General features: G+C 42.3%; 8 protein-coding genes. All 8 read right to left on the reverse strand.

What is annotated here, in order from left to right; genetic code table 11:
- Positions 1–42: 42 nt before the first annotated feature.
- The 8 genes from QZ135_RS01700 to QZ135_RS01735 all read right to left on the reverse strand — a co-directional run bounded on the left by QZ135_RS01700 (position 43) and on the right by QZ135_RS01735 (position 15,495).
- Positions 43–1,302, reverse strand: a complete 1,260-nt coding sequence (locus QZ135_RS01700) for a glycoside hydrolase family 71/99-like protein (protein ID WP_294605370.1) — start codon at positions 1,300–1,302, stop codon at positions 43–45.
- Between the two features lie 330 nt (positions 1,303–1,632).
- A complete protein-coding gene (locus QZ135_RS01705) occupies positions 1,633–3,117 on the reverse strand; it encodes a glycoside hydrolase family 71/99-like protein (RefSeq protein WP_294605372.1) in 1,485 nt (494 codons plus the stop codon).
- A gap of 93 nt (positions 3,118–3,210) precedes the next feature.
- Positions 3,211–3,933 carry a DUF3823 domain-containing protein gene (locus QZ135_RS01710; protein ID WP_294605376.1) on the reverse strand — a complete coding sequence of 241 codons (723 nt, stop codon included), beginning with the start codon at positions 3,931–3,933 and terminating at the stop codon, positions 3,211–3,213.
- Between the two features lie 29 nt (positions 3,934–3,962).
- Positions 3,963–5,948 carry a RagB/SusD family nutrient uptake outer membrane protein gene (locus QZ135_RS01715; protein WP_294605378.1) on the reverse strand — a complete coding sequence of 662 codons (1,986 nt, stop codon included), beginning with the start codon at positions 5,946–5,948 and terminating at the stop codon, positions 3,963–3,965.
- A gap of 12 nt (positions 5,949–5,960) precedes the next feature.
- Positions 5,961–9,143, reverse strand: coding sequence for a TonB-dependent receptor (locus tag QZ135_RS01720; RefSeq protein WP_294605380.1), 3,183 nt, complete (start codon positions 9,141–9,143; stop codon positions 5,961–5,963).
- An 80-nt stretch (positions 9,144–9,223) separates the two neighbouring features.
- The gene (locus tag QZ135_RS01725) at positions 9,224–10,942 is read right to left on the reverse strand and encodes a PL29 family lyase N-terminal domain-containing protein (protein ID WP_294605382.1); all 1,719 of its coding nucleotides are present in this window, start codon (positions 10,940–10,942) and stop codon (positions 9,224–9,226) included.
- A 522-nt stretch (positions 10,943–11,464) separates the two neighbouring features.
- Positions 11,465–13,174: a family 43 glycosylhydrolase gene (locus tag QZ135_RS01730; protein ID WP_294605385.1), complete on the reverse strand. Its 1,710-nt coding sequence runs from the start codon at positions 13,172–13,174 to the stop codon at positions 11,465–11,467.
- On the reverse strand, positions 13,171–15,495 hold the full coding sequence (locus tag QZ135_RS01735; RefSeq protein WP_294605387.1) for a TIM-barrel domain-containing protein: 2,325 nt from the start codon (positions 15,493–15,495) through the stop codon (positions 13,171–13,173). Before QZ135_RS01735 ends, QZ135_RS01730 begins: the two co-directional genes overlap by 4 nt.
- Between the last annotated feature and the right edge of the window lie 11 nt (positions 15,496–15,506).

The following is a 15,506-nucleotide window of genomic DNA, read 5'->3' on the forward strand; positions in this document are numbered from 1 at the left end:
GCTCTTAATTTCAACTTAATAATTCGCAGTTTTTTCGATTTTCTATTTCGTATCCCTCCGAGGCATCTCAAAGCTCAGTGGTTTCTCACAACGAAGCATCTTTGCCGCCTCACCCGTCAGCCACAGGTAATGATCGGACGGCATCCCATCCATACCCACAAACTTGACTTCTTTTCCCACCGGAGGATTATCTGTACACTTGAAAATGGCAGTACCTTCATTCACTTCATCGAACATAGCTACATACAGCATCGTAGCCCCTGCATTGATTGCCGTAGAAATCTGTTGCCAATAGAAGCGTCCGCCCTGACGGGGAATAGAACCGGAAGGTTTCACATCATCCTTGAATGCATGGCGACTTAGATTGTGCCAACTGAATCCAGGAGTCACACAAGGCACATAACCGATATTATTCTCTTTACACCAAGCTATATCACCAAGAATAACATCCCGATAACGATCCATATCATTGTGGAGCAACGGAGTAAAGCGCTGCACCATCCATGGCAGAACAATATCCGCCTGTCTGATAAGCTCGTGCAAGTAAGGATCATGTACGCAATCGGCATTCAGGTCTCTCCAGAAAGTAGGTACTCCCAACATAACGCTACAACCACCGTATTCCGGATCATTTTTGAGGAAATCGATAAAACGTTCCAAACCGATATTACGAATATCATACGGACGATCAGGAAAACCGACACCCCAGATAGTAACCAACGGTTTGCCATTATAAAAGACATAAGTCTGTTCACCTGTCTGATTAGTTACACGCAGCGAATCAACCAGATATTTCCAGTCGTCAATCAACATGGAGCAATCTTCACCTTTAGCTGCCAGGCCGGACAAATCATACATAACTCCAATAGCACGTCCATATTTTGAAGCCGCCTTCATGGCATGCTCCAGCACTGTACTCCGCCTGCGTGCTTCCGGACGGGCAGCCCCGAAGAAACGTTGCATGAATACACCATCCAACCCATACTCCTTCATCCACTTGAAATGCAGATCTACCGTGCTCTCATCCGTAGAACAGAAAAAGCGGGCAGTAGAGCCATCTGCCAATTTCTGTCCCGTCGGATATGTTTTCTCATACTCACTCACATCCGGCCACATATCTATGCGGACACTGTTCTCATCCGGGTACATTACCCCTTTCCTCGGTTGGTGAAACCAACCTTGATACCCAGCCATAACCAAACCTTTGTAAGATGGATATTTAGTTTTCTTAGAATGTTTGGGTGCTGCATTCAGAGTCCCGAACAAGAAGAAAACGAGTAATAGTAAAAAGCATTTTTTCATGGTAGTAATCATTTTAATAGGTATTTTATATTTCAGTTGTTATTATTTATTCCAAAGCTCTTTTTATGTACTTCTTTATCTGTACGGAGCAAAACGGTGACAAAATGCAACATAGTATTTTTTTCATCTTCTGCTTTTTGCATGGGAAAGGTTCATTAATCAAAGTTTTTTACGGGTAATGAAAAGCATATCCGAACCCTATCCGAATCGTACCCGAGACGTACTTGCTCCGTACATTCTTCGCTCAGAAGTACCTCTGAGTGGAGAAACACTGGAGAAGGTACGGAGCAAGTACGTCTCGGGTACGATCCGGATATATAATTAGCTATGTCATCTGGAAGGCCATGTGGATTTTAAAGGTATCTCTCCCCGAAGCATCTTCTTGCCCTGCCCTACAAGCCATAAATAATGGTCAGTGGGTAATCCGTCTTCAATACCCATAAAAGTAATATTCAGATCCTTGGCACGCTGACACCAGTCATTACCTGTCAATCCCTCAACCATTTTACTGCTAATCCGGTATCCTCCGTTTTGATATACGACATAATAGTCTACGGCAGATTCGTTACTCGGAACATCACTCTGATTCAAGCATTTATAAATGGCCGTACCTTCGTCTATCTCATCGAACATAGCAATGTAGAGCAACTGTGCACCCGATTTAATGCAATGATACATCTGATTCCAAAGGAACTTGCCACCCAGACGTGGATTTATACCATTATTGGGATGCATATTGCGGTCGCAAGAGCCGGGAAAACAAAGCGGAGCATATTCTACCTTATTATCCTTACACCATTTTATGTCATTTTCTATCAGACTATGGAAATTGGAATAATTATCATCGCCATAACGCCCTACAAACCATGGCATAATGACATCAGCAGCCTTTATCAAGTCGTGCAACTTGGCATCCGGCAGTGCATCATTACGTCTTTCACGCCAATAAGTGGGAACACCAAGCATAATGCTGAAACCTTTCTCCTTCAAGCCATTCATCAAATTTTCTATATCCGTAAGGGAATAAGGACGGTTGTCATTGAAACCTACGCCCCAAAGTACAATCATTGGTTTAGCATTCTGATAAAGATAAAACTTCTGCTTAGTACGGTCTTTCAACATATATTTATCCATGATGGCTTGTGCATCTGCCAAGACAGCATCTGTCCCTCTTTTGTTATTGGACATGAAACCACCTAAATCATACATTACACAAATAGCACGCTGATGAGTATTTGAACCTTCCATAGCCGATTCAAGGACTTTATCAAAATGATCCTTACCATCTGGGTTATCAATTACTTCGCCCACGAAACGCTGCATAAATGCACCATCAATACCATAATCCTTCATCCACTTGAAATGAAGCAGGACACTGGATTTATCATAGGCACTATAAACCGTAGCCTTCTCACCATTAGGAAGAATGAATTTGCCAGGTGTATACTGTTTCTCATATTCACGCATATCAGGCCAGAAGTCGATAGAATTTCGCAATACGCCCGGTTCAAACATATCGTTTTCACGGTAATGGTACCACGCGGTATTTGAATGCTGGCTATGCGAACATCCGTCACCCGGTGCACCAAACCAACCTTGATAGCCGGTCATTACCAATCCGCGGTAAGTATCGAAAGGCTCACCATCCTTGTGAGGTGTGAAGTCGGGTTCATTGTATATTTCAGTCGGTTCCGGATTGTCAGGCTTTTCGGGTTCAATGGCAGGAGGAATGATGTCATCATCGCTGCCGCCACAAGAAGTTGCACATACCAGAAAGGTACATAATAGCAAATAATATATTTTATTCAATCTCATTTTTCTATTTTTAATAGTTAAAATAAAGGCCGGAAGAACAAACATACGTCTTCATTCCGGCCCATTATTACAATCTTATTACCTATAATCCAACTATTCGTTGGGAACTTCTATCTTTACAATTTCCGTATAATTGTACTTTTCGAATTTATCCTTCACCTTGGCACCCATACGGACGAAGTAAATGTATCCGGGCTTTACCTGCAACGATACTTCATACGCTATACTCTTACCGTCTTCCTCTTTAGGAATCTTGTCCCAAGTCTTCATGACATTAATCTTGCCGGGCTTATCGTAATAACCAATATGATTGGAAGCACCGCAGAAGTGGTTCAAACTGAGAAACGGACAAACATCCATAATCTGCGGAAGTCCTTCAGTAACCGGTGCATCCAAACGGCAGGACATGGTAAGTGTAGTTCCTTCGAGTTTCGTCTTGAAGTCAAAGAGTTTCAAATAAGGTGTCACCTCAAAATTCTGAGTAGTCTTGCTACCGATACCCATACGAATAGTATCTGCCGGCCACCAAGAACCTTCAGGAACCATATCATACGTACCGGCAAAGAGCTTGGTATTGTTGAACGTACCGTCTTCCTTTATAGCAAGGTCCTGACTTCCGGGATTGACTTTATAGCTCACTTCCCATATACGAATGTGGCAATCTCCCCGGTCGGAAACGATGCCTTCTCCAGTAGTGGAATCTATAATCTTTCCATAAAAGTGGCAATCGGGAGCATCAAAGTTATCCACTTCCATGCAAGATGCCATCAGCAATGTTGCAGTTCCACACAATAAACTGTATATTAACTTTTTCATATCAATATTTTTTATAAGAATTATTCCATTTAATAACCATCATTACGAATCAGCAACGGGTTCTTATTGATTTCACCGCCCGGAATCTGCTCATAATAATGACGCTTGTCAAATGTCACTCTACGACCTTCACGTTCCACTTCGTTCAAGAATATCCATTTGTTTTCATCAAGAACCAGATACGGAAGTAATGTATGAGTATATACACCATCCTGGAACATGATATCAGCTATTCTCCAGCGACGAATATCAAACAAGCGATGATTTTCGAAACAGAGTTCACGGGCACGCTCATCACGAATATATTGCAGGTTTTCATCAATCACAAAACCATAAATCTCGGAACCTACATCTGCCGGATTAGCAACCATCTCATGCCGGCTGGCACCTGCACGGTCACGTATCTCATTGATATGTTCGAAAGCTTCTGCTTTCAAATCTTCGTTACCGGTAATCAAGCCTAATTCATAAGCAGCTTCTGCCCAGTTCAACAAGATTTCACCATAACGGAATACTTTCCAAGGTTGATAGTTAGTGAAGAATACGCGGGCATTGCTTCCGTCAGCCTGTACATATTTACGAATGCAAGCACCCATACGCGAATAACCTTCATCACCTGTACCTTCTGCCAAACCGTGTATACCGTTAATTTTCATCTTAACACCATTAACCTCCTTGTATTCACCCGGTTGAGAAGCTCTTATACGGAACTGGTTGGTATAGTCGTTAACGCTTCCCTGCGTCTCTGCAGTACCATCAGCAGCAGTGCCCGGATAGCTTTTATATACACCACCCTGGAAGTCAAGTACTGTACCGGACATGGATTCAGTCATACCGGTAAAGTAGAAATTGGCACGGCATCTCGGTTCCATTTTATCCGTATCCCAGAGGTCAGTCACTTTGTCAAAACGTATCGGTTCACCGGTTTCTTCATTGGTGATGGCAGGCATCTCATAAAGTCCCATTAGTTCCCATGCAGGCTGAAGCGCAACACCTACGTCACCTGAAAGCCCTTCGCCCTTCGGCAACACCATACAATCCCAGCAGTGGAATAAGCTGGTATTGGTCGGAGTACTGGTATTAGGTCCATATTGCTTAACCATGATATCCTCTTCCGTATTCGGATTCAGGAACACTTCCGTATAAGCTTTTTCTTTATCTGCCCCAGTATGGAGTTTGAATCCGGCTTTTTGTAAAAACTCACATGCATCATAAGCATATTGGAAAAATTCCTGTGCTTTGTCCTCGGGCATACCCATCAGACCAGCAGAAACAGCCGGACCGGTAACAGCAGTGTATTGAGTATATTTGGCAATGGAACCAGCATACAACATGGCGCGAGACATCAATGCCGCAGCAGCATAACGATTCGCACGTCCTACTTCGTCTTTAGAAGCAGTTGCATTCTCCATAGCAAACTTCAAATCTTCATAAATGAACTTCCAGCAATCATATTCCGTATTACGTGGTTGCTGTAATTCTTCCAGTGGAGCTTTTGGATCGAGCACCTTGTCTACGATAGGTATACCACCATAGCGTTTCACGATTCCGAAATAGTAGAATGCACGCAAGAAACGAGCCTCGCCCAAATAGGCATTATAATCGTTTTCTTTATAATTATCGCGATAATTAGGCAATTGCTCCAACATATTGTTGATGTCGCGAATGCGATCATAAGGCCAGTATCCCCAACCATCGCCATAAGAAGTTCCGCGGCCTGTTGCCTCAGCAGCACAAGATGCCGGGCTACCCTTCTGGGCCTGCCACCTATTACCACTATGCCAACCACTGGCATTTACTGTAGCATATCCCTTATCATCACCATTCTGGCAATAATTAAAATCTTCAATAGGAAGGTCCTGATACATCAGAGCAAGATATTTCTTGATACCATTGTCCGATTGAAACAGTACATTTTCGTAGATAAGTCCTTTTGGCTCCAGATCCAGGTCATAGCAGGAAGTCGCCGTAAGTCCTAATGCAGCTGCTACAAATATATATTTTAATGTTTTCATATTCTATTATCTTTAGAATTTAATAGTTGCACCAATATTAAACGAACGGTTCACAGGGTAATTGTAGAACAAGACACTATCTTTGTTAGGATCATCATTTACACCACCTCTTGCTCCGGGACGTTCCGGATCTATATTATCCAAACCAGTAAAAGTTAAGAGATTGTAAGCATTGAAATAAACACGAAGATCTTTAATGCCCGCCTTAGCCAACCATGTTTTTGGCAGTGTGTAACCTATTTCCAAAGTTTTCAGACGCAAATAAGAGGTATTCTTAATACCTGTTCCTGCATTACTGAAACTGTGACCGGTGGCCGGATATAATCCTGAGATCCATTGGGTATTCGGATTGAAAGGATCGTCACTCGGATTAGCCGTATGCCAACGATCAAGATAAATATCCAACACGGCACCGCCATTGAATGGTCCTACTTCTGTAAACACTTCAGTATAAGAATTGTATACGCCTGCTGCGCCCTGCCAGTTCAGAGAAAGATCAATACCTTTCCATTCGGCACCCATTACAAAACCATAATTGAACACCGGCAGGTTATAAGTTGCCATCGGATGATTATCTTCACCATTAATTATACCATCACCATTCCAGTCTTGATAGTAATAGTCACCCGGCAATGTTCCCTGACCATATCCGCCACCGGTAACATTGTGATAACGAATTTGCTCATAGCTACTGAATCGTCCACCTTCCTCATAAGAGAACCAGATATCTTTGTTACGTCCTGATACGTCCCTACGACGCCAAGCATCCATAGAGTTGCTGGCCTGACTGTCCTGACGATAATCCCAACGATTCTTGGTAGCAGAAATTTGTCCGCCAACCCAATAATTCACCCCAGCTACTCTATTGCGGTGATTCAAGCTGATCTCCCAACCAAAGGTTTGGTCGCTATTCAGATTCTCTTTCGGCAGAGAAGCACCTACCGTACCCGGAATGATAGTTGAAGAAGTATCAAGTAAGCCACTACGCTTACGCTTGAACACTTCAAATGTACCGCTCAACTTTTGGTTCCAAAGGTCGAAATCCAAACCAAGGTTATAGGTTTCAGCAGTATACCAGGTCAAATCAGGATTAGGAATAGAAGTTGCAGCAACACCAGCCATTAGTGCACCATTATAGAACCAGCCGATTTTATCTTTTTCGATATTATACGCTACTACATTCTGAGGATACGTGTTCGCACCTCCATCATCACCCATCTTACCGTAAGATCCCCGAAGTTTCAAATTGGTAAGAAAAGGAACCAATTCTTTCATAAATGCTTCTTCACTTATGCGCCAACCAGCAGATACGGATGGGAAGAATCCCCAACGCGCCCCTTTCGGGAAACTGGAAGAACCATCGTAACGGAAAGCAAAATCCACCATATAACGTCCTTTATAATCGTAGTTTACTTTACCTACAACAGACTGGCGGGTTTTGTCACCGGCACCTCCCATCGAGCCTATCTGATCCTTCTCTTCACCATAAATCAGATATTCACCATCCAACTGCATGACGCGTTGTGCATAAAAGTTATCCCAATTGTTGTACTGTTCTTCAAACAACACCATAGCACCAACATTGTGATCTCCAAACTTATTGGCGTAGTTCAAAGAAAGTTGCATCACTGTTCCATAGCTCGGATCGGTATTGCGTCTCAGATTACTGTCTGCATTACGATCGAAACTTTCCATTGTACCATCTTCCCTCTTATTATACAATTTATAAGCACGCTTATAGCTGGTATTATTGGTGGTGTAATAGTCATAGCTATAAAAAGCCTTTGCGCTCAAGCCCTTTACTCCCGGAATGTCATAAGTCAATGCCAAAGCACCATTAAAGTTGACACGTTTCTCACGGCGATAACCGGTAAGGTCACTATTGGTGGCAGCTACAGGATTTTCAGGTTCACCCATTTCGCTATCCCAAGCAGGGTAATTATGGTCACCGTCTACATAAGCCTCCGAAGTCGGTCGGTAAGTCCAAGCCTTCTTATACACAGACCAAATATCGGTAAACGGCTGATTCTTTTCATCCATATAACCACTGGTTTGTATAGTAGCTTTTAAACGGTTAGTAATCTTGGCGTCGATATTGCTACGGAAATTCCAACGATCATAATTCAAGGAACCGCTCTTATAAGAACCTTCCTGTTTCAAATAAGCGAGGTTAAAGAAATAATTCACTTTCTCGGAACCACCATTCACGCTAACATTATATTGTTGCTGCGGAACATTGTCATCGAACAACTCTTTTGTCCAGTTCGTACTTTTTTTCCTTCCGGTACTGTACTCCATCATATCTTGCCAAGTGTATTTAGCAGGAGTTCGATTCGGATAAGTGTTGTCACCAAAAGCATTATAATATTTCTCATTAATAAGTAACATATGGTCTGCTGCACTTGCTGTTTGCGGCACATAGAGGAACTGCTGCCAACCGTAATTAGCAGAGAATGTAATGTCGAACTTGCCATTAGAAGCTTCACCATGCTTAGTAGTAACCAAAATTACACCGTTGGCAGCACGCACACCATAGATAGCAGCAGAAGCATCTTTCAATACAGATACATTATCTATTTCATTGGCATCCATACGTGAGAAATACGCCTTATCGCGAGGGATACCATCAACTACAATCAACGGTTCACCCATACCACGAATATCAATAGCATTGTCAAATTCACCAGGTTGTGAACTCTTCTGTGAAATACGCACACCGGGAATTTTACCAGAAAGCATGTTCACCACATTTTCATTCTTGGTAACAGCTATTTCTTTATTATTGATGGCAGAAACAGCACCTGTCAATGTAGCTTTCTTCTGTGTACCATAACCAACAACAACTACTTCTTCCAAAGCTTGACTATCTTCCTTCAATGTAATTTTCAGGCTAGTTTTGTCGGCTGCAACTACAGCATCGATATAGCCGATAAAAGAAATTGTCAGCTTCTCTTTTGCATCGGCAGCTATTTCAAACTCACCGTTAATATCGGTGATGACACCACGAGTGGTACCATTCACCCGAACATTGGCTCCTATGACAGTTTCGCCTGTTTGGTCAACTACAGTACCGCGAACAATGCGGTTCTGTGCTGACATAGGCAATGCCGTCAGGAGACATAAAAGCGCAAACATCATCGATTTCCATGAAAAGAATGCACTTCTATCATTATTATTCAGATTTATATTTTCCATGTTATTCTCTATCTATTTAGAAAAGGTCTATAAGAAAGTCTCTATTTGTCTCAAGAGACTTTCTTATTATTATTTTTAAATTACTCTTCTATCTTAGTAGGGTTATCCACTACACCCTCAGCACAATCACGACGATTGATCCAAAGGAAGCACAAACAGCCGTCACTAATGTCTCTAGAGCCATAAGCATATTCAAAACGAACACCAAAGCCTACACGAAGAGCCCAGCCGCCATAAGCCTCTGTTGTTTCTAAGTTACCCTCATTTGTGATTTTAAGACCATTAGCCACCATAGTAGAACCATTAAGCCCATCAAATCCATTCAGAATTTCACCATTGCACTCAGCACCGGCAAACGCTTTCTTTTCATCATCACTCATAACCCAACTACGACGTTGAGAGGAAGCGATAGAAATCTGGCGGTTATAATAGACAATATTACCTTGGAGTTGCTTACCTAAATCATCCACAACCAAAGACGAACCATCAGAATAAACAAGATTATCACCATCAACCTCAGCGACATACCCCTGAAGAGCCTCTACAATCTTGGCACCACCCTCACCATGTTTCAAAGATAATTTATCATTGGCTATCACATCATATAAATTAAGACTGTTTACTCCAGGAGCAACAACTACAGGCGCACCTTCGTTCGTACCTTCTGCAGGCATCTCACCATATTCTACGTGTGGCTCACCTAAGCCTTTCAAAGAGCCTTTAAACACGTCATCTGCAACAGCAGCCAACGGATCTGTTACTACTACATAAATTTTAGCCTTCACAATGTCATGTGCAAGCACATTTATCAAGAACCCTGAACGATCTGCATTCTCATTGAAGCTCGTTCCTGGTCTTTCACTAAATTTCCACGTACCGTCAGCTTTCAAACTAGACTTCAGCATTTCATTTTTTTCCTGTGCCTTGCCCCCCGGTTGTTTACTTGCTGCTGCAACAGCAAACTCAACCCCTTCAGGAAGTTCAGAGAACAAATCTTTGAAATTGAATTCTTTCAGCAAATCAAGGCCATTGATAGTCATCTCTTTGAAACCGTCAGCGAGGTCTTTCGGAGCATAATCGGCCTTAATCGTAACGCCACCCAAGTCTTCAGCTACGGAGGAGAAGTCATCAGATACTTTCACATTGAAATAATTGGAACCAATAATCGTTCCCTTGAGATTCATTTGGAGAGAAACAGCATAAGTTTTTCCAGCTTCTGCTTCACCAAGCGCTTTAATAGGAACTTTAATAAAATCGCCTTCCAATGTAGCATCTCCACTCACTTTAAACTGTTCACCATCAGTAGCACGAGTAAGTACATGAGACTCAGCAATTGTAAATTGGGCACCATCCAAACTTTTGAGAGCCGGTCTTGCCAAGAAGTTCACAGTAACACCAGCATTACCTATCTCTACAACACCATCTATCGTCTCCGGACTATAAATCAGTGAGTTTACTAAAGATCCCAATGGAAGAACATACTTTTCACCTTCTATTGTAATGATAGCCTCCGTATCAGTAACTACTATAGAAATGCTTCCTCCTCCCGGCTTTATCACAATTTTCTGCCCGTCACTCAACGTTAATGTATACGTGCCATTACTTTCATCTACCTTCGTAATACTTGCACCGGTCATCAACGCTTTACCCAATTGTGTTTTGATGTCGTCAATTGCCACTTCGATTACTGATACTCTTGACTTCAAATCATCAACATCATCATTATTACATGAAGTAAAGGTTCCTGTTGAAAGAACCACCGCTCCAAACAGGAGCGCATTAAAAAATCGTTTGTTCATAATAATTAAATTAAAAGTTGGTAAATATATAATTTCAGTCACTTAAAAAACTTTATCCTTTCAGCTTGCCTAAAGAAGACAATTCAGAGGGGAGGAGACTTTACATATACTTGTGCATTTTTCATATTTATTAAATTAGAGTTTTAAAATTCTATGAGGGCAAAAGTATGGGGTTGGCGTTAATATTATCCTTAAAAAGACATTAATCGGAGCACTTTTTTTGCCGCAAAATAGAGTCTTAGGCGCATTTTAACAGATGCACCTTAAAAAAGAATATATAAATAGATTAATTGAAGAAATAAGGAAAGTTTCGGGTGAAGTTTAAACGATATCCAAGTGGTGTTTAACTACCCATAAGTAGTTATTCATTCACTACGTAGTAGCCAGGCAACTACTTATGGGTAGATAAGAAACTAGTACGTAGCTGCAGGAAAGCACCTCATAAAAATAAGGCTTGCAGTTTTATAACCCAAACAGGTCATAAAGCTGCAAGCCACGATTAATTAATTCTTATCCTACAGGTTATTTCCCGACACCATTTTCATTGAAAGCAGTGACAGAAAAATAATATTCCGAATCTCTATTAAAATAACGAGCTTCATATTGGTTGTCATAAACTACCATGGAGTGGGTAAGTTTCTCTTTCCGCGTTCCCCAACGTAAAATATAGCCAGTCACATTATCCTGTGGTTCCCAACTAAAACGGTAGATACGTTTATCATTTTCATCACGTGAAGCCTGGAAGCCTGTTACTACAGCAGGAACTTTGCCACCACCCTGACCGAAAACGCGTAAACCGAATAAAGAGAAACAGCCTTCCATATCTTTCGCATTGTAAATTCTCAGGTATTGCATTTTTGTAGGAGTATTCAAAGTATGCAGTTTATGAGGAGCATCTTCCTCATTCTTTTCTTCATCTACCAGACGAATCCAGTTTTTTCCATCGGTTGAACCTTCAATATAATATTGGTAAACCACCGGTCCATGAGGAGCATGAACATTGAAATTGTGATCGGCAAAATTGACTTGGATAGCATTTATCTCCATCAGTTTGCCAAGATCCATTTGCAACCATTCGCCTTTATTACCAGTTTGGGCAGACCACCAGGTTTCAACTTGTTCATCATTTGCCAGTTCCGGTTCATAGCCTTCAAGAAAGGAAGATGCAAATACCTTTTTCTTATACGAAAGTAAGTTCCAACCCATGTTGATATCTTCTTTTTCAAAGTCCACTTTCCTGCCGGGAACGCAGAATGGGTAATCGGCAAAAGTGGTAAGCGCATACATACCGTATTTATCGGAAACAACGACCGGGAATATACCTAAACGGCGTTCAAACCAATGACGCACGGAAATTGTCATAGAGGCTATATGCCAATAATTGCCATACTTATCTTTGAATGTATGACCATGTCCTGCACCACCGATAAAGCCACCGGGTTTGAAAGAAAAAGGATTGTCTTCTACGTATTCAAAGGGGCCTAACGGATTATCACCTACATAATTACCATCACCATAAATACGATATTGGGTACCGGGAGCAGCATATTGCAAATAATAACGCCCATTATGTTTCAGTACACAAGGACCTTCATTCCAGCCTTGACGTGGTTCTTCATTATTCTTTCCAGGAACTTCCCAACCATATTTATCACCATTATGTTCAATCAGAGGTTTAGGTTCTCCGATAGCACAGAAACCATTCTTCGGATCTACTTCCACACCCACAATCGGATCTACATCAGAGCATCCCCAATATAGATAGACCTTTCCATCATCGTCTTTAAAGAAAGCCGGATCATGCTGACGGTAAGTCAACTTCGTATCTACTTCTTCCCAAGTATCCGTCTCGGGATGGGCATTCTTGAAAATCCGGGTATTTCCGCTGGATGCAGTAAAGTAAAGCGTATCATCATAAACAAGAATGGTAGGAGCATAATCTTCCAAGGTCGGAATAGTAGTACAGGGAATATACTCCCATTTAGCCAGATCTTCGGAACGCCAGTAACCACCAGATTTGGAAGCAAACATGTAATAATATCCCTTGAAATATTCCAGTACCGGGTCGGCTGCTTCACGCCGTGACTCCTCGTTCGGTTGGAAACGATAATTCAAATCTATAGGATTGGTAACAATCCTTTCATTATGAACTGTTTTCTGTTCTGTTGATGCACAACTTACGATCAGTCCTGAAACCAAAGCTATGCTCATTAATTTGGCTATGTTTTTCATGGTAGTTTCACATTTAGTTTCTTTCCTTTGTATGCAATGTTTACAGTATGCGATTCATTATCCAGACCAAGCCCATCCTGTCCGTTCACAAGGGTAATGCGGAAATTACGTTCTTTCAGCATCCCATCATAACCTCCTTCACAAGGATAGATGGTAAACTGTTTCTTTCTGTCATTCCATGCCATGCGGATAGTGGTGTACTTTCCTTTTTCATAATTATAATTATCACCTTCATCCTCATATAAGATAAACTCCCCGTCAGCACCAGGATAGATACGGATTTGCAGATTATCCCATGGTTTCTCGGTTGCATACTGCACAGAAGGTCCTACAGGAATGATGGAACCGGCTTTCACATACAACGGAATTATATCAATAGGAGCATTGCGGGTAATCTCACGTCCGCCATCCTGCATTTCACCTGTCCAGAAATCAATCCAACGGATTCCCTCAGGCAAATATAAAGAACGGCTTCGGCTTGTACTTGTAACCGGAGCTACCAAAATAGACTTACCAAACATATATTCATCACCTAAGTCCAACACCTTTTGGTCTGTCGGAAAATCAGAAAACAAGGCACGCATCAGGCTTCCGCCATTGGAAGTAACATCCCATGATGCAGAATAAATGTAAGGTAGTAAACGATAGCGGAGATTAATCATCTTCTCTTGTGCATCGAAAGCCCAATTACCCCGATTCCCAAACTGAAAAATCTCACGTGGAGTATTCGTACCGTGTGAACGCATCATACCGGTAAAAACGGAAAATTGCATCCAGCGTATATACAATTCCTGATAAGCCGGATTCTCCACACCACCAGGGAAATGATTGGCTGTATAGAATCCGCCGATATCCGAGTTCCAGTAAGGTATGCCCGAAAGTGAGAAGTTCAAAGCAGCAGAAATCTGGTTATGTAGCACATCCCAGGCAGCAACGACATCCCCCGACCACGACTGCGCGCCGTAACGTTGCTGTCCGGCAAAAGCGGAACGCGTCAGGATAAAAACTCGTTTATCAGAAGTCACTGCCCGTTGATGATCGTAGACACCACCTACACTGACTAATGGGAAAGCATTACGCACCTTGCGGAAAGAGCCCAGATAAGTTTGATAATCGTAATCCTCTTCTTTAATCGGATTATGCTCCGGTTCAGTAGCATCCAGCCACCAACTGTCCATGCCGATGCTGAACATCTGCTCGTTCAAGTGCTTCCAGTAAATATCTCTTGCCACAGGATCGTAAGCGTCATATACCCTGACGCCGGAGTTCTGCGGAAAAGTCTCATGTGCCATCAGCTTGTTCTGCCGTTCGAAATCTTTATACGGATTAGTAGCCGGACCAAAGGAAGGCCAAACAGAAATCATTGCATGGGCATTCAGCCTATGCACCTCATCCAGCATCTTTTTAGGATTGGGAAACAGAGGGTTGCGAAACTCTATCGCATTCCAGTCTGCATGGTCTTCTCCCCAATAGCGCCAATCCTGCACAATGCCATCCAGAGGAATTTGCAGCTCACGGTACTTCTTCACTACCCCGACTAACTCATCTTGGCTGACATAACGTTCTCTGGACTGATTGAAACCGAATGACCAAAGCGGAAACATGGGAGCCTGCCCGGTGAGGTCGCGCAATCCTGCCACTACTCCATCAGCACCTCCGCCATATACAAAGTAATAATCACACAAATCACCGACTTCCGACTCAAAAGTCATTCCCTGCTCATTGTCCGTAAAGGTAGTGGCAGAATAGTTATCCCAAAACAAAGCGTATCCTTTGACGGAGTGAATCAACGGAATATAAATCTCCATATTGACCTGCCGCATAACCATTGTCTGATTCCGCTGATTCATCCGTCCCTGCTGGTGCTGTCCCAGCCCGTAAATAGACTCATCAGCATCCAGACGGAAACTCTGGCGAACCTTATATGTAGGCATTCCTGCATCATCGAATGGAGTAAAACCAACAGAAGAAGGTTTTTCCGCCAACAAGACTTTTCCGTTCTTATCCGCAAAACATATCTGATTCTTTGCAATATCCAGAGAAACAGACAATTCGGAAGTAGTTAGTGTCATCCGGTTATCCTTCTCCTGCAATTTGTATTTCACATTTTCCGGTCGCTTGACAACCGAAAGAGACTGCTTCTCCGGTATTTTCCCCGAAGGATATTTCTTCACGCGTATGATAGAAGACGAAAAGCATTCCAGTTCCACACTGACTGTTCCGGCCTCAACTTTCACTCCATTAGAGATACGCGATACAGCCTGCCCCCATAATGGGACAAGCTGCATACAAATACATAAGAATGCTAAAAGTTTTTTCATAATATCAGTGA

It is taken from the genome of uncultured Bacteroides sp. (assembly GCF_905207245.1).
Classification (GTDB): Bacteria; Bacteroidota; Bacteroidia; order Bacteroidales; family Bacteroidaceae; genus Bacteroides.